Below are 16,995 nucleotides of genomic sequence, written 5' to 3' on the forward strand. Positions count from 1 at the left end.
CGGTTATATTAGTCTTTTTTTGTATCTTTGCACCCTGAAACTTAGAATAAATATAAAAAGAAAATAAAGTACACCTATTTATAATGGGACAATTACAAGAAAGATACAAGAATTATCGTGTTCCTCAGAAGTATATGGATGCCGGTGTGTATCCATACTTCCGCGAGATCACAAGTAAGCAGATGACAGAAGTTACCGACATCGACGGACACCACATCCTGATGTTCGGTTCTAATGCTTATCAGGGTTTGACAAACGACCAGCGTGTCATCGATGCAGCCAAGGCTGCTCTTGACAAGTATGGCTCAGGCTGTGCGGGTAGTCGTTTCCTCAATGGTACCCTCGATTTACATGTACAGCTCGAGAAGGAGCTTGCAGAGTTTATGGGTAAGGACGAGACATTGTGCTTCTCTACTGGTTTCTCTGTGAACCAGGGTGTGTTGGCATGTGTTGTGGGTCGCGGTGATTATATCATCTGCGACGACCGTGACCACGCCAGTATCGTAGATGGCCGCCGTCTCTCATTCGCTACCCAGCTTCACTACAAGCACAACGACATGGAAGATTTGGAGCGCGTGCTCTCTAAGCTTCCTGAGAATGCTGTCAAGCTCATCGTGGTTGATGGCGTATTCTCTATGGAGGGTGATTTGGCCAACTTGCCTGAGATTGTAAAGCTCAAGCATAAGTACAACTGCTCTATCATGGTGGATGAGGCTCATGGTCTCGGTGTATTCGGTAAGCAGGGACGTGGTGTCTGCGACCACTTCGGCTTGACAGATGAGGTAGACCTTATCATGGGTACATTCTCTAAGAGTTTGGCTTCTATCGGTGGTTTCATCGCATCAGACAAGGATACTATCAACTTCCTCCGTCACAACTGCCGTACTTACATCTTTAGTGCATCCAATACTCCAGCAGCTACCGCTGCTGCTCTTGAGGCACTCCACATCATTCAGAAAGAGCCAGAGCGTTTCAAGAATCTGTGGGATGTAACTAACTATGCCTTGAAGCGTTTCCGCGAGGAGGGTTTTGAGATTGGTGAGACCGAGAGTCCTATCATTCCTCTCTACGTTCGCGATGCTGAGAAGACATTCGTTGTTACTAAGTTGGCTTACGATGCGGGTGTATTCATCAATCCGGTTATTCCTCCAGCATGTGCTCCACAGGATACATTGGTACGTTTTGCCCTCATGGCAACTCATACCAAGGATCAGGTAGAGAAGGCTGTTCAGATTTTGAAGAAGATTTTCGTAGAGGAAGGAATCATCAAGGCGTAATGGCAATAAGGATGGCGATAGCTGATTTCTCAGAATCGCTATATATAATAAGGTATAAAGGGCAGCTTTTTCGGAAGTTGCCCTTTTATTTTGGGCAAAAAACAAGAAAATGAATATTTTTTTGAAAAAAGTTGCCCGAAAATTTGGTGGAATCAGAAAATTGTTGTACCTTTGCACCCGCAATTCAGAAATGATGCTTACGCTAACAAAGATAAGTTGCGGTGAGAATGAAAGCGGGGTGTAGCGCAGCCCGGTAGCGCTCCTGTTTTGGGAACAGGTGGTCGCAGGTTCGAATCCTGTCGCCCCGACTCAATCTTCTCTAGTGACGGATAGCATAAGTAAAAGCGGGGTGTAGCGCAGCCCGGTAGCGCTCCTGTTTTGGGAACAGGTGGTCGCAGGTTCGAATCCTGTCGCCCCGACTTGATTGTTTCTGATGATAAATTGCTAATGTAGAAGCGGGGTGTAGCGCAGCCCGGTAGCGCTCCTGTTTTGGGAACAGGTGGTCGCAGGTTCGAATCCTGTCGCCCCGACATTCAAGAAAGCTAAGAAGATTAAATCTTCTTAGCTTTCTTGCTTTATATAAGTTTAATTTAAAAATGTTACTATCATGATTATTACGATTGCGCGCCAGTGTGGATGTGGCGCTGTTCGTGTGGGCAGGTTGCTTGCTGAACATTATGGTATTCCTTTCTATACCCGTAAAAATTTGATGGAAATGGCTGAAGAGCGTGGAATCCTTGACGAGATGGAGGCTTTCTTCGATGAAACTCCTGTGGATGAATTGCTCTTTTCTATGTCTTCCCTAGGTGAGAACCAGAAACTGCTCACCGAAAAACCTCTTCATGCTTTGGCGGATATGATCGGACAGGAGAATTGTATCATCATCGGACGCTGTGGAAATTATATCTTCAGAGAGCGCAAGGATCTGGTATCCGTGTTCCTGAAAGGTGGTCTGGAGGCTCGTATCGAGGAAATCCAGGAGGAACAGGGATTAACCCGTAATGAGGCTGCCGAGTTTGTGGAACATGCCGATTATTGCCGTGTAGCTTATCACCAGTATTATACCGGACTAACATGGGGTAATGCGGATGATTATGACGTTTGTCTGGATACGGTTCGCCTGGGCGTAGAGAAGACGGCAAGTGCCATTGAGACTTATGTAGAAGCGGTATTGTAAAAGTAAGGAGTTACCTGTTAGGAGGTTTTAAAGGACTACTAACGGTCAGGTTCAAAAAATAGTATTTAGGATGAAATTTTTAATTCAGTTTTTAATTATCATTGCATTCTCTTTTGCGGGAGAATTGCTCCATTATCTGCTGCCGCTGCCTATCCCTGCCAGCATCTATGGCATCGTCTTGCTCTTTGCGGCTTTGGAGTTGAAGTTGGTCAAGGTGAAGCATATCAGGGAGACGAGTGGTTTTCTGATTGCCATCATGCCTGTGATGTTTATTCCTGCTGCAGTGGGTCTCATTGATTCCTGGCAGTCGATTGCCGGCGCATGGCTGCAGTATGTTGTCGTTACCGTGGTCAGCACCTTCGTGGTTATGGGGGCTTCGGGATGGATTACGCAGTTTGTTATCAGAAAGGGAAAGGAGGCGAAGAAATGATGTCGCTTTTCTTATCTTCTGTTGCCATGCTGGGTGCTTCGGTTCCGTTGTTCCAGGATTCCGTATTTTTCGGAGTTCTCATCAGTCTGGCTGCATACGCCATCGGTATGTTGCTGAAGGTAAAGACAGGATGGTCGCTGATGAACCCGTTGCTTATCTCTATCATCTTGGTGATTGTTACCTTGCTGATTACTGGGGTAGACTACAAGACGTATAGTGCGGGTGCCAACTGCATCAGTTATCTGCTTACTCCTGCAACCATTTGTCTGGCTGTGCCGCTTTATCAGCAGGTAGAGTTGCTCAAGAAGAATTATCGTGCTGTATTGATTGGTATCCTGGCGGGTGTGTTGGCAAGTCTCTGTTCTGTCTTGATTCTGGCTTTGCTCTTCCATTTCGACCATGCGGCTTACGTCACCTTCCTTCCGAAGTCTATCACCACCGCCATCGGTATCGGTGTTTCTGAGGAGTTGGGAGGTCATGTTTCCGTAACTGTAGTGGTTATCATCGTAACGGGTGTCCTGGGCAATATCTTTGCAGAGAAATTCCTCAAGCTGCTCTGCATCAAGGAACCTATAGCCAAAGGTATCGCCATCGGATGTTCTGCCCATGCGCTGGGTACGGCGAAGGCGATGGAGATGGGTACCATCGAGGGTGCGATGAGTAGCCTTTCCATTGTGGTATGTGGTGTGATGACGGTGATTGGTTCTTCCATCTTCGCCATGTTCATGTAACCATGTAAGCAACATTTGCTTTCTTATCATCTTGGTTCATAAGAATCATGCAATATTTAGTCCCTTTTTTCGTTTTATAAATATGAAACGAAAAAAGGGATTTTTATATATATTAATAGGTGGTATGACTACTGCCTTCATGGTAAGTTGTGCTGATGATGAGAGTTTCTCATCATCCCGTAACGACTTGCTCGCTTTTTCCATGGATACAGTTTGCCTGGACACTACTTTCTCGAATGTGCCTACGCCAACCCGAAGCTTCTGGGTTTATAATCATACGGGAAAGGGATTGCGCTGTTCTTCTGTAAGATTGGAAAACGGAAATCAGACTGGGTATCGGGTGAATGTGGACGGTTCGTTTCTGGGGCAGACCGCTGGTTTCCAGACTCAGAATGTTGAGGTGCGCAAGGGTGATAGTATCCGTGTATTCGTGGAACTGACTTCTCGCCAGCAATATCAGGATGATCCGCAGCTGGTGGAAGATAATCTGCTCTTTCAATTGGAGAGTGGAGTGCAGCAGAAGGTGAACCTGAAGGCTTATTCGTGGGATGCCACTTTGCTGAACAATCCCACCATCAGGAAGGATTCTACCATCAGAGATAGCAAGCCGATTGTGATATACGGCGGAATGAAGGTGGACAGTTTGGCTACGCTTACTATTGGGGCTGGCACCCGACTGTATTTTCATGAGAATGCCGGGCTGAAGGTGTATGGAACCCTCCATGTTCAGGGTGAACAAGGCAAGGAGGTGGTGATGAGAGGAGATAGAATCGACAATATGTTTGATTATCTGCCTTACGACCGCACTCCGGGACAATGGCAAGGTATCCAGCTGATGGCATCATCATATAATAATGTCATCAACTATGCTGATATCCATAGCACCTATCATGGTATCCTTGTTGATTCATGCGATGTGACCAGGCAGAAACTCCTGGTGCAGAATGCTACGGTTCACAATTGTCAGGGCTATGGTATCCTCGTTGATTCTGCCAAGGTTCAGATATACAATAGTCAGATTTCCAACACGCTGGAGCATCCGCTTTATGTGCATGGTGGCGATGTGGAAGTGAATGGATGTACCATCGCTCAGTTCTATCCGTTTGATGGACGCCGTGCTACGGCTATCGGATTCATGCCTCCTGTCAGCAACCTCAAGGTGACGAACTCGCTTGTTACGGGCTACCACGACGATGAGGTGGTCTGGAGTGCGCCAAAGGAAGATGAAGTCTGCAATTTCAGTTTTGACCATTGTGTGCTGCGTACGGAAAAGATGGAGACAGACGACAGTCTGAAGTTCACGAACATCATATTTGAGGATGTGAAGGACACCACCCGATTTGGTGAGAAGCATTTCCGCCTGTTTGATACCGACAACTTGAAGTACGATTTCCGCCTCCGCAAGGAATCGGCTGCCATTGGAGCAGCAGATGCTGCCACCTCATTGCCTGCCGACCGCCTGGGATTTCGCCGTGACGACAAACCGGATGCGGGCTGCTATGAGTTTGAGGAACAGCTAGAAGAAAATGACAAGAAAGAATAGGATTGTGAGGGTAGGAATGATGGTGTTAGCCTTGATTCCTGTTCTTGCATTTGCAAAAGGGATGCAGATTGGAAAGATGGATAATCTGTCGTTGCCGGTTTCTTCCCAGCAGCAGAAGAAAGAAGATGCCGAACTGCTGGCAAGAGCACTGGATTATTTCGTTTCCAGGAAATATCATGAATGTCTGATTCTTCTGGAAAGGCTCGACAAGACCTATCGCCTGAATCCCAGATACAAGGCATACTTGGGAGTGTGCTATTATTATGAATGGGATTATGAGCAAACCATCAGGTGTCTCGACCCGGTTATCCCCCAGTTGGAGAACTTTGCGCCTCAGGAACGTTCTTTCTATTGCTGGGCTGATGCAGAGAGCCATTTCGGTTTGCAGCAATACGAATCGGCTTTGCCGCTTTATGAGCAGATGCTTTCTCTTTGTCAGGAGAATGAGAAGCCTGATGCCTATTATCGCTTGGGCTTCTGTCATCTTTTCCGGGCGAGGGATATGGAGAAATCTGCAAGTAGGGAAGAGATGATGGCAGAATATACGAAGGCTCGTGATTATCTGCGGAATGCATTGAAGGGTTACCTGCGTTATCGCAATACGGCAGATGAAAAGGCACGTATCGCCCAGATTCAGCACATGCTGAAGGGGATGAGGTGATCTGTTGTAATGAGGCAATCTGCTGTAATAAGGTAATCTTCAGTATCGCAGGAAACAAAGAGGATAACAATATAGAAAGAGGGCGTGTCATAGATTATCTACGACACGCCCTTTTTGCGTTTTATTCTTTCATGTTGGCATCTACGAATGAGAATGGCAACAAATCTTTGATACTTCCGAAGCAATAGATGCCAGCCTCGCCGTATAGCAGGATGCGTACAGGCTGCTTGTATCGGTCTTCCATCTCAAGAATCACCTGGCGGCAAGCACCACATGGCGATATGGGCGACTTGAGGAAGCCGTTCGCATTTCTGGCTGCTATGGCCAGGGTAGTGATGGCCTGCTCAGGATAGTTAGACTGAGCTCCGAAGATGGCACTTCTCTCTGCGCAGAGGCCAGAAGGGAAGGCTGCATTTTCCTGGTTGGCTCCAATGACGATTCTTCCGTCAGCAAGCAGGCAGGCAGCTCCTACATAGAAGTGACTATAGTTGGCATAGGAATTATGGGTAGCTTCCATTGCCTTCCTGATCAATGTCTGTTCCGTTTCATTCAGTTCAGATAGCTGGGCTATCTGGTAGTTGATGTTCAGTGTCTGCTCTTTCATAAGCTAAGTTATTTGGTGTAAAAGTCGATGATGTCTGTCAGGGCTTTTTTGCATACCGCACAGAAGTTTGGGGTTTCGTTGATGCGCATTCTGCAATCCTGTACGCCACGGTATACGCCCTTTACGCTATAGCCGGCTCCCTCGAAGACTCCCACTTTATTCACAGCCTCCTTTTCCTTCTTGGAAAGAGGTGTTGGTATTGGGGTGCCCTTCTTGATCATACCCTTCCATTTGCTGTCGAAGTCAACCAAGGTGGTGATGTTCTTCTCCCATGGTTCCACGTCGTGAGGATACATTGGGATGGCTTCTGATTCGTAGGCATATTCATCGGCAAGTCCGGCGAAGGAATGTCCGAATTCATGTACTACCACTGGCTTGAACCATTTCTGATGACAGGTGGTCAGATTGTATGAGTTCAGGATACCGCCGCCGCCATATCTGGTGGAATTTACGAGAACGATGATGTGCTCGTAGGGTGTTCCTGCCAGACAATTGTGCAGATCCTTCAGATGCAGGGTGGTGAGATAGCGTTCACTATAGAAGGTGTCGAAGTGGGAACTCAGAGCGGTCTTCTTCCAGATACCCTTGCCTGGTTCGCTGGTACCACTATCCTGCGATACCGATTTCACAGCAACAACGTTGAATCTGTCTTTCATGCTCTTGAAAGGCTCGTGTGCAAAGATGGCGTCGTTGGCTTCCTTGGCATCCTGCAGGAAGATAGGCATCTCTTCTTCCGTATATCCTTCTGCCACGTAGGCGATGTGGATGCACTTGTTGGTATCCGCTGCCGCCTGCAAGGTTTCGTATGGGGTAGGATTGTCGCCCTTGTGATGAATCAGAATGTCTTTAGGTGCTACCTGATGGGTGAGCGATGTCATGATTTCGCGGCGGTTGTTGCGCAGGTCAAGGGTGATATCTACCGTATCCTTTGGCATGGGTACCAGAAAGACATTCTCGAAACTCTGGGTGTTCTTGGCTGCCTCTGGATAGGAGAGCCATTCCTGGAAGAGCGTAGAGAAGGAATTGCGGTAGATTACTTTGCCCGAACGGTGGTCGCGCACGGTAATCTGTCCGTTACCTTCTACCGGCAACTCGCTGAGTCGCTGTTTCTTACCATACCAGCGTGGCAATACGTTCAACTCGTCAACGGCAATCAGCTGCTTGTCGCTGTTGCCGGCAAAAGTGTAATCAACTCTCAAAGTCTTGTCAACGAAATAATCGTCAAAATTCTGCGCCTTTACCTGGCTGGCTCCCATGAGCATGGCTAGGACTGCAAGTGAAAAGATATATTTCTTCATTGTCTATTATTTTATTTATCTGATTCTAATCTTCTTTATTATCTGATTCTGATTCTATCGCCAATCTTAATCTGATGGTCAACATCAAAATTGTTCATCTTGTAGAGATACTTCAGTCTGATACCATACTTCTGTGAGATGGTATACATACTTTCGCCGTTTCTTACGATGTGTGGACGATTCTTATACTGTTTTGGAGCCTTCTTGCGCTTCTTCTTGAGATAAATTACTTCTCCTCTGTGCAGAACGTCGTTCTTGTCTCGTTCGTTGTATTTGGCAAGCTTGCGCCAACTGATTTCTATTTCCTTACCCAATGCCTTGAAGGTATCGCCCTCGCGGGTAATCAGGTAATAGTTGTCATTGAACTTGTGGATAGGGTGCAGAAGTCCCTGGGCATTGACAGCCTGTTCTGTTCCGCTATGCTCGGCCATGAAACGGTCGAATCGCTTCGCCTTGTCATAGTCGAAGAGCTTGTAAAGTTCTATGATTTGTATCAGCTTGTTGGCATATTGCGGATTGGTGGCATAGCCACACTGTTTCAATCCTCGTGCCCACCCCTTGTAGTCGCGCTGTCCCAATTCGAAGAGACGGGCATAGCGTGGCTGTCTAGCCAGAAACTTGCTATGGTCTTCATAGCTGTCTCTGGCATCCTTGTAAACACGGAAGCACTCGCCGCGGGCATCGTCGTCGTGGTATTGGGTAGGGCCTGTCCAGTTGTGGCATTTGATGCCAAAATGGTTGTTTCCCTGCGTTGCCAAGACGCTCTTGCCAGCGCCGCTCTCAAAGAGTCCCTGCGCCAGAGTGATGCTGGCTGGAATATGGTAGCGGAGCATCTGTTCGATGGCGAGGTCCTTGTATTGGTTGATGTATGTCTGATAAGACTGATTCCATTTCATCTGCGCATGAGATGTAGCGCAGATGAGTAAAGAAATGCCTATTATATATGTTTTTATTCGATTCATAATGCAAAAATATAAAAAAAATCGGGAAAATCGTACATAATTTAAGTATTTTCACTATCTTTGCATAGAAATTAGAAAAAATGAAGGCATATAGAACAAAAATAGTGGTAGCATTGGGTTCTAACGTCAATCAGGAAGCCCATATCCAGCAAGCCAAGGCTTTGCTTGAAGCTACTTTTAATGATATGGAATTTGGCACTTCCTTATGGACCGAACCTATAGGAATATCATCTGATAAATTTCTGAATGTGATAGGAGTGGGATATACGAATGTAAATAAGGAACGTACTATTCTGGCTCTGAAAAACATGGAGCATAAATGTGGAAGAAGAATAGGAGAGAGTAGAAAGGGTATCATTGCCCTGGATATCGATTTGCTGCTCTTTGGTTCTGAGCGTTTGCACGAGGGCGACTGGAACAGGGGGTACATCAAGAACCTGCTTCTGCAATTGGGAGTTTCCGTGGACTGAGCTTTAGAAGATTTTTAAAGCTCAGTGGACGGAAGAATTGTGTGATTCCTGAAAGAATTGATGATTTCGGGAAGAAATTGATGATTCCGGGAAGGGGGTTATAGTTCCGGAATCGGATTTTCTTTTGTAAGGTGGAGCTCTATCACTTTACCTGTTTCTAATGATTTCTTTACGTTGATGAGCCGTTGGTTGCTGCTCCCTCTGAAAAAGAGGTCTTCATCACGAAGGTCCTTCATAAACGGACCATCTACCAATACGTCTATCAGTTTCAACAGCTCAAGTTGTTTGGGATTCTTCAGCAGATTCTCAAACTTGTAGCCGGTGAAGCACCAGATATCTTTATCGCTTTGCGCCCGGATGGCACGTGCCAACTCTGCAAAGCCTTCTGCCTGGAACATCGGGTCACCGCCGGTAAAGGTGACATTGGCGAATGGATCGTCCATGATTTCTTTCATGATCTCCTCCGTTGAGGTCATCGTGCCATGGTTGATGTCCCACGATTGAGGGTTATGGCATTCTGGACAATGGTTGGGACAACCGGCACAATAGATAGAGGTCCGGAAGCCCGGACCATCTACCATTGTATCGTGTACTATACTTAAAACGCTTATCATGACGGATGTTAAGAGTTTGGTGTGTCAATGTGGGTAACACGGTCGTGGAGCTCAGCCAGCTTGCCGCTGTTCCAACGGTCGGTGGTACCTACCAGGTAACCTGTAATTCGCTGCAACTTGTCGATGTGGCGGCTGCCGCACTTAGGGCAAACCTCAAGGTTGGCATCTGCATTCTCGTATCCGCAGTCGAGACAACGGTTACGGTTGTGGTTTACAGAGCCATAGCCCATGTTGTACTTATCCATCATGTCAACAACGCTTGCAATTACTGCAGGGTTGTGGGTTGCATCACCATCAATCTCTACATAGAAGATGTGGCCGCCACGGGTCAAATCGTGGTAAGGTGCCTCTATCTGTGCCTTTTTCATGGCGGTGCACTTGTAATATACTGGCACGTGGTTACTGTTGGTATAGTAATCGCGGTCGGTAACGCCAGGGATAATGCCAAACTGCTTGCGGTCTTTCTTGGTGAACTTACCGCTCAATCCCTCGGCTGGTGTAGCGAGGATAGAGTAGTTGTGATGATACTGCTCGCTGAACTCGTTTGCACGGTCGCGCATGTAGGTCACAATCTTTAATCCTAATTTCTGAGCTTCCTCGCTCTCGCCATGGTGATGACCGATGAGAGCTACGAGGCACTCTGCCAGACCGATGAATCCGATACCGAGTGTACCATGGTTGATGACGCTTTCGATGGTCTCCTCTGGCTTCAGCCTTTCTGCGCCCACCCAGAGATACTTCATCAGCAATGGGAACTGCTTAGCCATCGCTGTCTTCTGGAACTGGAAGCGCTCGTCGAGCTGCTTGGCTGTGATGTCGAGGATGTTGTCGAGCTTGGCAAAGAACATGTCGATGCGCTGCTGCTTGTTCTCGATGCCCATGCACTCGATGGCGAGTTTCACGATATTGATGGTAGAGAAACTCAAGTTACCACGAGCGATGCTGGTCTTCTCGCCCCAACGGTCTTCGAATACACGTGTGCGGCACCCCATGGTCGCGATTTCCCACTTGTAACGCTCAGGATCGTCGGCACGCCACTTCTCGTTCTGGTTGAAGGTAGCGTCGAGGTTGAGGAAGTTAGGGAAGAAACGACGGGCAGTTACCTTGCAGGCCAACTGGTAGAGGTCGTAGTTGCGATCTTCCTTCAGATAGTTTACGCCACGCTTTTTCTTCCAGATTTGGATTGGGAAGATGGCTGTCTCACCATTGCCTACACCCTCGTAGGTGCTCTGCAGAATCTCGCGCATGATGCAACGTCCCTCGGCGCTGGTATCTGTACCATAGTTGATAGATGAGAATACCACCTGGTTTCCGCCACGAGAGTGGATGGTGTTCATGTTGTGGATGAATGCCTCCATGGCCTGGTGTACGCGGTTCACGGTCTTGTTGATGGCATGCTGCTCAAGGCGGGCTTTGCCCTCAAGACCTGCGAGGTCTTTCTCCAAATAGTCGTCGATGGCGATGTCGTAGAGGTCGCTCAGGTCTTCGCCAGTCAGCTTCTCCAGGTTCTTCACCTCTTCCTTATACGACATGCGTACGTAAGGGGCAAGATAGAAGTCGAAGGCTGGTATTGCCTGGCCGCCGTGCATCTCGTTCTGGCAAGTTTCCAAAGAAATGCAAGCCAAAACTGCTGCAGTCTCGATGCGCTTTGCTGGACGGCTAGAACCATGACCGGCTGTGAATCCATGTTCGAGAATGACATCCAATGGGTGCTGTACGCAAGTCAGACTCTTGGTAGGATAATAGTCTTTATCATGGATATGAATGTAGTTGTGCATGACGGAGTCGCGAACATCCTGCGAGAGGAGGTAGTCGTCGACGAATGGCTTGGTAGTTTCAGAAGCAAACTTCATCATCATGCCGGCTGGTGTGTCGGCATTCATGTTGGCGTTCTCACGGGTAATGTCGTTGTTCTTGGCATTGACGATGCTCATGAATACGTCGCGTGTCTTTGCTTTGCGGGCAATATTGCGCTGGTTGCGATAAGCGATGTATTTCTGGGCCACATCCTTGCGGGCGCTCTTCATGAGCTCCATCTCGATGGCATCCTGGATGGCCTCTACGCTCATCTGGCTCTTGCCTCGATATGAGATGTGGTCGGCGATTTGCTCTATCAGGGTAGAGTCCTCGCCCTTATCTGTATGTAACATGGCTTTGCGTATGGCAGCCATAATTTTTTGCTCGTTGAAACCAACGATACGTCCGTCGCGTTTTACTACAGTTTGAATCATTTCTAGTGTTACTTTTATGATAGTTATTTAATTCTCTTAATACTAAGTCTTTACGACTTTCGATGGTTGTAAAGACCATCTTTTTGATGTTGCAAAGATAAGAAAATAAGTTGAAAGTTGTACGTTTTGGATAACTTTTCTTCTGTTAAAAAATATTAAGCCGTTGATTTTCAGATGTTTAAAAAATCGTTTTGGAAAACTTTACTTTGTAGAGGTTTCCCAAAACGATTAACTTGTTCTTTTTCAATATGTTGTAGCGTTGTGCATGTCGTGCCCATTATATTTGTGCTTTTTGTGCCTTTCCGCCGTTCTTCTGTTAGTTTGATGATGATAAGTAGTTCGTATCTTATTCTATGCCAATGTAGCTCTGCTCTTATAGTCGAGTGCAGCACCGATGGCGGTGCAGAATTCAGAGTATTTGGGTATTCTGAATCTCACTCCATAGAGTTTCTCCATAGCAGGGAATACCTCCCGGCATTGTGGCAGGAGGGTTAGGTTGCCTATCATGACAAAGTCTTTGATACCTGATTCCAAAGATGAGAGAATCGTGGCAGAGCCGATGCTCTGCAATACCATGCCGATGAGTCCCATGGCAATGTCTTCCCTGGAAGCGTTTGCCTTGGCGTTGCTGAAGAGGGAGGCTGTAGCGGTCATCGGAAGTCCTGGAAGGGGCTTGGCACTGATGTCGCCTATGAGCAGGTTGATCTTAGAAATGTCTCCATCTTTGGCAAGATTAACTATCTGCTTGATGTCGTCGGTCTTGAGCATAATGCGACTCAGACCTGCGAGTGTTCCGCCGCCTATGCCGATGCCGCCGATGTGCTTGATTTCGTCTCCATCGCATTTCACAAGCGATGTGCCTGTTCCCATGCTGACCACAATCATGCGGTCGAGCTTGCTCTCATAGCGTGCACCCAAACCGTCTGCAACGAATTCCTGACTCTTGGAAGTAGGCAGACCATAGATAGGCTCATCGATATAGGCTGCGCCTACACCCGTGAGCATCACGTGTTCCACCTCGTTGAGGCTGATCTTGTTGTCGTGTAAATATTTTCCGAAAGCTCCGTACAAGGAGGTGATAGGGTCGGTAGCCTTGATGCGTATCGGACTGATAACCATTCCGTTATCGTCAATTCCTACGATCTTTGTTGTTGAAATACCGACGTCTATTCCGATTACTATCTTTTTCATGGGTGCAAAGTTACTGCAAAAAGAAGACACTGCAAAATAAAAATGGATTTATTTTGCAGTGTCGATATTTAATACTTCTTAAAATGTGTTCTTTTACAGAACGTTCAGTCGGCAGAAGGTGATCAGTACGGTGTAGCCGATAACCATACTTAATACACCCACGGTAAGACCGGCTTTCACCATGTCGGTCTGTTGGATAAGACCGGTGGAGTAGGCGATGGCGTTAGGAGGGGTAGAGATTGGGAGCGACATGGCGCATGATGCTGCCACTGCCACGCCGATGAGAACCGTCTCAGTTCCACCGATTGCCACCAGTTTCCCGCCCATACCAGCACATACAACGGTAAGGATTGGTATCAGCAGGGCGGCTGTGGCTGTATTTGAGATGAAGTTACTCAGCGTGAAGCATACCAGGCCGGATACAACCATGATGACGAATGGGTTGAACTCGCCGAATGGGATACTCTTCACGGCGTTTTCTGCAAGTCCGGTGCCGTTCATGGCAAGACCTAGGGCGAATCCGCCGGCTACCATCCAGATGACAGCCCAGTCGATGTCCTTCAGATCGTTAGCTGTTATCACGCCTGTAAATGCGAATACGGCTATCGGCAACATGGCTACGGTGTTGGCGTTGATGCCGAGCTGTTTTCCGAAAACCCATAATATAATGGTAAGGAAGAAGGTGGCTCCCACCACAGCAGTGCGCCAGTTGTGCTGCATGCTGCCGTCTATCTTGAGTTCAATGGTCTTCTGTGAGAATGGGAACATCTTGCGGATGATAAACCATGCGCAGATGAGCATGATGATTACCATCGGGCACATGATCATCATCCAGTCGCCGAAACCGATGCCTAGGTTCAATCCGGTTGGGTCGTTGAGCACCTTGTAGGCAAAGGCGTTTGGTGGGGTTCCGATAGGGGTACCCATACCGCCCAGGTTGGCACCGATAGGAATGGCCATGGTAAGTGCCACTCTTCCCTTTCCGTTGGCAGGGAGTGATTTGAACACTGGGGTCAGAAAGGTGAGCATCATGGCTGCTGTGGCTGTGTTGGAGATGAACATGGAGAAGATTCCCGTTATCAGCATGAAGCCCAGCAATACATATTCCGACCGTTTTCCGAATGGAGCTATCAGGGTTTTTGCCATCAATACGTCAAGACCACTCTTGGTGGCGGCTATCGCCAGGACGAAACCTCCCAGGAAGAGGATGATGGTTGGGTCGGCAAAGCATGCCATCACACCTTGGTAGTCCAGAAGCTTTCCGTATTCTCCCTCGGCTCCCTGCATCACGGCGAAGGCTGAGTCGGAGACGAAAAACAGCAGGACGAAAATGATGACTACCGACGTAGCCCATGCGGGAATGGCCTCCGTGAGCCATAGCATGACGGCCATCACGAAGATAGCTATGACGCGTTGTTGAACCACAGTGAGGTTTTCTATGCCGAAGCAATCGATGGGCAAGTTCCACACTACGACGGTGAATAGGGCAGTGATGGCAAACATCAGAGCTTTTTTTCGATTGAAGTCACCGGTCAATACTTTTTTAACTGTTTCTTGCATTATCTTTCTTGTTTTTAGATTATATTTTCCTTTTTTCGGTTAGGAGCATTGTCTACATACAACACTTCAATACTGCAAAAATACATATTATTTTTGAATTAGCAACAAATATATCGGAAAAAACGATGAAAAAATATGGTTTTTCAACAAAAAAATGAGAAAAGGTGACGAACTTTGCGTTTTTTTTCTTATATTTGCAGAAAAAATGGCGATAGTAGCTATCGCTTTAACCGATTAAAATTATAGCGTATGAGTCAGTCAGTATTATTTTTTATCATCGTTTTGGTGATTGTTTTTGCCATTATGGTATCGTCTTATATACACAAACGCCATCATGAGTTTAATATGGACGATATCGAGAGGGCTGTGCGTGGAGCATATCCTAAGGGGGTGCGCTCGATTGGAAAGAGCGAACTGGTAGATGCAGTGAAGAAGCATTTTCATTGTTCTTCTAAGGATGCACATTATATAATAGGTGTAGCACGCCGAAAAAAGATCATTGATATTTCTGCTGGCTATGTTACGCTGGCATAAAAGCCTGCTGAAATCGCTCGAAAATTGGCCTTTAGCATGGGAAAATTTTCCCTTAAGGAAACTTGAAGTTTCAGTTAAGGAGACGTAGATTTTCCCTTAAGGAAACAAATGGTTTCACTTAAAAAAGCATTTGAAACACTTTTGGTGTGTTTTTGAGGCCATTTCTTAGCCCTTATCTGTAGCCTTGATAGTGGTGTGTGTTCGTGCACACCTCATGCTATATAATATAATAAGGTGTAATGCAGAAAAAGAAGCTTTGAAATGTTTTAGAATGTTAAAATCAAAAGAAAAATGAAAGTTTTTCCTCGAAACATTTGGCAGTTTCGGAAATAGTTAGTACTTTTGCACTCGCTTTTGAGAAATCGCTTCTCTTAGCAAACATAAAGAAAGAGTTCTTTGAAAGATTTTACATAAACAGACAAGTAGTACAAGAAGCGGTTTTGAATTACACCTTATTATATATAGGGAGTATGAAGGAACTGGGTAAAAGAAACGAACCGTCAAGCAATTGACAAGTCAGGTTTACTAAGTTTCAATAAACGAAAAGGATATTCGTCCTAAGTACAGACAACAAACACCGATTGCTTCAGCAATGAGGCAAGAAGTAAAAATGATATTTTACAATGGAGAGTTTGATCCTGGCTCAGGATGAACGCTAGCTACAGGCTTAACACATGCAAGTCGAGGGGAAACGACATCGAAAGCTTGCTTTTGATGGGCGTCGACCGGCGCACGGGTGAGTAACGCGTATCCAACCTGCCCATCACTTGGGGATAACCTTGCGAAAGTAAGACTAATACCCAATGACGTCTCTAGAAGACATCTGAAAGAGATTAAAGATTTATCGGTGATGGATGGGGATGCGTCTGATTAGCTTGTTGGCGGGGTAACGGCCCACCAAGGCGACGATCAGTAGGGGTTCTGAGAGGAAGGTCCCCCACATTGGAACTGAGACACGGTCCAAACTCCTACGGGAGGCAGCAGTGAGGAATATTGGTCAATGGGCGAGAGCCTGAACCAGCCAAGTAGCGTGCAGGATGACGGCCCTATGGGTTGTAAACTGCTTTTATAAGGGAATAAAGTGGGAGTCGTGACTCCTTTTGCATGTACCTTATGAATAAGGACCGGCTAATTCCGTGCCAGCAGCCGCGGTAATACGGAAGGTCCGGGCGTTATCCGGATTTATTGGGTTTAAAGGGAGCGTAGGCCGGAGATTAAGCGTGTTGTGAAATGTAGACGCTCAACGTCTGCACTGCAGCGCGAACTGGTTTCCTTGAGTACGCACAAAGTGGGCGGAATTCGTGGTGTAGCGGTGAAATGCTTAGATATCATGAAGAACTCCGATTGCGAAGGCAGCTCACTGGAGCGCAACTGACGCTGAAGCTCGAAAGTGCGGGTATCGAACAGGATTAGATACCCTGGTAGTCCGCACGGTAAACGATGGATGCCCGCTGTTGGTCTGAATAGGTCAGCGGCCAAGCGAAAGCATTAAGCATCCCACCTGGGGAGTACGCCGGCAACGGTGAAACTCAAAGGAATTGACGGGGGCCCGCACAAGCGGAGGAACATGTGGTTTAATTCGATGATACGCGAGGAACCTTACCCGGGCTTGAATTGCAGAGGAAGGATTTGGAGACAATGACGCCCTTCGGGGTCTCTGTGAAGGTGCTGCATGGTTGTCGTCAGCTCGTGCCGTGAGGTGTCGGCTTAAG

At 47.0% G+C, this 16,995-nt stretch carries 15 protein-coding genes, 3 tRNA genes and 1 rRNA gene (1 of these 19 only partly in view); 12 read left to right on the plus strand and 7 right to left on the minus strand.

Annotated features, from left to right (window positions below):
• Positions 1–83 precede the first annotated feature (83 nt).
• From spt to KUA49_RS07565, 9 genes are all read left to right on the plus strand, one after another.
• Positions 84–1,277, plus strand: coding sequence for a serine palmitoyltransferase (gene spt, locus KUA49_RS07525; RefSeq protein ID WP_218412236.1), 1,194 nt, complete (start codon positions 84–86; stop codon positions 1,275–1,277).
• Positions 1,278–1,511: 234 nt separating this feature from the next.
• Positions 1,512–1,585: transfer RNA gene (locus KUA49_RS07530), tRNA-Pro, on the plus strand.
• 37 nt (positions 1,586–1,622) lie between these two features.
• Positions 1,623–1,696 (plus strand) — tRNA-Pro (locus tag KUA49_RS07535).
• Positions 1,697–1,733: 37 nt separating this feature from the next.
• A tRNA-Pro gene (locus tag KUA49_RS07540) sits at positions 1,734–1,807 on the plus strand.
• Positions 1,808–1,884: 77 nt separating this feature from the next.
• Positions 1,885–2,454, plus strand: a complete 570-nt coding sequence (locus KUA49_RS07545) for an AAA family ATPase (RefSeq protein WP_203049581.1) — start codon at positions 1,885–1,887, stop codon at positions 2,452–2,454.
• Positions 2,455–2,524: 70 nt separating this feature from the next.
• Complete coding sequence (locus KUA49_RS07550; protein WP_203041260.1) at positions 2,525–2,884, plus strand: CidA/LrgA family protein; 360 nt, start codon at positions 2,525–2,527, stop codon at positions 2,882–2,884.
• Positions 2,885–2,910: 26 nt separating this feature from the next.
• Positions 2,911–3,615 (plus strand): LrgB family protein, encoded by a 705-nt coding sequence (locus KUA49_RS07555; protein ID WP_217763701.1) that lies wholly within the window; start codon positions 2,911–2,913, stop codon positions 3,613–3,615.
• A gap of 82 nt (positions 3,616–3,697) precedes the next feature.
• Positions 3,698–5,158 carry a right-handed parallel beta-helix repeat-containing protein gene (locus tag KUA49_RS07560; RefSeq protein ID WP_218412237.1) on the plus strand — a complete coding sequence of 487 codons (1,461 nt, stop codon included), beginning with the start codon at positions 3,698–3,700 and terminating at the stop codon, positions 5,156–5,158.
• Positions 5,142–5,819, plus strand: a complete 678-nt coding sequence (locus KUA49_RS07565; protein WP_218412238.1) for a tetratricopeptide repeat protein — start codon at positions 5,142–5,144, stop codon at positions 5,817–5,819. Before KUA49_RS07560 ends, KUA49_RS07565 begins: the two co-directional genes overlap by 17 nt.
• A gap of 121 nt (positions 5,820–5,940) precedes the next feature.
• Here KUA49_RS07565 and cdd read toward each other — a convergent pair whose 3' ends face one another.
• Genes cdd through KUA49_RS07580 form a run of 3 tightly spaced genes read right to left on the minus strand, consistent with a single transcriptional unit; the run spans position 5,941 to position 8,683 of the window.
• A complete protein-coding gene (cdd, locus tag KUA49_RS07570; RefSeq protein WP_203041257.1) occupies positions 5,941–6,423 on the minus strand; it encodes a cytidine deaminase in 483 nt (160 codons plus the stop codon).
• Between the two features lie 8 nt (positions 6,424–6,431).
• A complete protein-coding gene (locus tag KUA49_RS07575) occupies positions 6,432–7,721 on the minus strand; it encodes a M64 family metallopeptidase (protein ID WP_218412239.1) in 1,290 nt (429 codons plus the stop codon).
• A 38-nt stretch (positions 7,722–7,759) separates the two neighbouring features.
• A complete protein-coding gene (locus KUA49_RS07580) occupies positions 7,760–8,683 on the minus strand; it encodes a glucosaminidase domain-containing protein (protein WP_218412240.1) in 924 nt (307 codons plus the stop codon).
• 80 nt (positions 8,684–8,763) lie between these two features.
• On the opposite strand from KUA49_RS07580, the gene KUA49_RS07585 reads away from it, so the two are divergent.
• Complete coding sequence (locus tag KUA49_RS07585) at positions 8,764–9,153, plus strand: 2-amino-4-hydroxy-6-hydroxymethyldihydropteridine diphosphokinase (protein ID WP_203041254.1); 390 nt, start codon at positions 8,764–8,766, stop codon at positions 9,151–9,153.
• Between the two features lie 98 nt (positions 9,154–9,251).
• Here the strand turns inward: KUA49_RS07585 and nrdG are convergent, their stop codons facing one another.
• The 4 genes from nrdG to KUA49_RS07605 form a co-directional block, all read right to left on the minus strand.
• Positions 9,252–9,767: an anaerobic ribonucleoside-triphosphate reductase activating protein gene (gene nrdG / locus KUA49_RS07590; protein WP_218412241.1), complete on the minus strand. Its 516-nt coding sequence runs from the start codon at positions 9,765–9,767 to the stop codon at positions 9,252–9,254.
• Positions 9,768–9,775: 8 nt separating this feature from the next.
• The gene (locus KUA49_RS07595) at positions 9,776–11,998 is read right to left on the minus strand and encodes an anaerobic ribonucleoside triphosphate reductase (RefSeq protein ID WP_203041252.1); all 2,223 of its coding nucleotides are present in this window, start codon (positions 11,996–11,998) and stop codon (positions 9,776–9,778) included.
• A gap of 351 nt (positions 11,999–12,349) precedes the next feature.
• Positions 12,350–13,189: a type II pantothenate kinase gene (gene coaW, locus KUA49_RS07600; protein ID WP_203041251.1), complete on the minus strand. Its 840-nt coding sequence runs from the start codon at positions 13,187–13,189 to the stop codon at positions 12,350–12,352.
• A gap of 93 nt (positions 13,190–13,282) precedes the next feature.
• Positions 13,283–14,749, minus strand: a complete 1,467-nt coding sequence (locus KUA49_RS07605; protein ID WP_218412242.1) for an SLC13 family permease — start codon at positions 14,747–14,749, stop codon at positions 13,283–13,285.
• A 249-nt stretch (positions 14,750–14,998) separates the two neighbouring features.
• On the opposite strand from KUA49_RS07605, the gene KUA49_RS07610 reads away from it, so the two are divergent.
• Positions 14,999–15,283: a hypothetical protein gene (locus KUA49_RS07610; RefSeq protein ID WP_203041249.1), complete on the plus strand. Its 285-nt coding sequence runs from the start codon at positions 14,999–15,001 to the stop codon at positions 15,281–15,283.
• A gap of 620 nt (positions 15,284–15,903) precedes the next feature.
• Positions 15,904–16,995: ribosomal RNA gene (locus KUA49_RS07615) — 16S ribosomal RNA — on the plus strand; it runs 440 nt beyond the window's last position.

Source organism: Segatella copri, from assembly GCF_019249655.2.
Classification (GTDB): Bacteria; Bacteroidota; Bacteroidia; order Bacteroidales; family Bacteroidaceae; genus Prevotella.

Bases quoted from the DNA above. Each gene is read 5' to 3' on its own strand.
- spt (WP_218412236.1), top strand. From the start codon at position 84: ATGGGACAATTACAAGAAAGATACAAGAATTATCGTGTTCCTCAGAAG.
- KUA49_RS07545 (WP_203049581.1), top strand. From the start codon at position 1,885: ATGATTATTACGATTGCGCGCCAGTGTGGATGTGGCGCTGTTCGTGTG.
- KUA49_RS07550 (WP_203041260.1), top strand. From the start codon at position 2,525: ATGAAATTTTTAATTCAGTTTTTAATTATCATTGCATTCTCTTTTGCG.
- KUA49_RS07555 (WP_217763701.1), top strand. From the start codon at position 2,911: ATGCTGGGTGCTTCGGTTCCGTTGTTCCAGGATTCCGTATTTTTCGGA.
- KUA49_RS07560 (WP_218412237.1), top strand. From the start codon at position 3,698: ATGAAACGAAAAAAGGGATTTTTATATATATTAATAGGTGGTATGACT.
- KUA49_RS07565 (WP_218412238.1), top strand. From the start codon at position 5,142: ATGACAAGAAAGAATAGGATTGTGAGGGTAGGAATGATGGTGTTAGCC.
- cdd (WP_203041257.1), bottom strand. From the start codon at position 6,423: ATGAAAGAGCAGACACTGAACATCAACTACCAGATAGCCCAGCTATCT.
- KUA49_RS07575 (WP_218412239.1), bottom strand. From the start codon at position 7,721: ATGAAGAAATATATCTTTTCACTTGCAGTCCTAGCCATGCTCATGGGA.
- KUA49_RS07580 (WP_218412240.1), bottom strand. From the start codon at position 8,683: ATGAATCGAATAAAAACATATATAATAGGCATTTCTTTACTCATCTGC.
- KUA49_RS07585 (WP_203041254.1), top strand. From the start codon at position 8,764: ATGAAGGCATATAGAACAAAAATAGTGGTAGCATTGGGTTCTAACGTC.
- nrdG (WP_218412241.1), bottom strand. From the start codon at position 9,767: ATGATAAGCGTTTTAAGTATAGTACACGATACAATGGTAGATGGTCCG.
- KUA49_RS07595 (WP_203041252.1), bottom strand. From the start codon at position 11,998: ATGATTCAAACTGTAGTAAAACGCGACGGACGTATCGTTGGTTTCAAC.
- coaW (WP_203041251.1), bottom strand. From the start codon at position 13,189: ATGAAAAAGATAGTAATCGGAATAGACGTCGGTATTTCAACAACAAAG.
- KUA49_RS07605 (WP_218412242.1), bottom strand. From the start codon at position 14,749: ATGCAAGAAACAGTTAAAAAAGTATTGACCGGTGACTTCAATCGAAAA.
- KUA49_RS07610 (WP_203041249.1), top strand. From the start codon at position 14,999: ATGAGTCAGTCAGTATTATTTTTTATCATCGTTTTGGTGATTGTTTTT.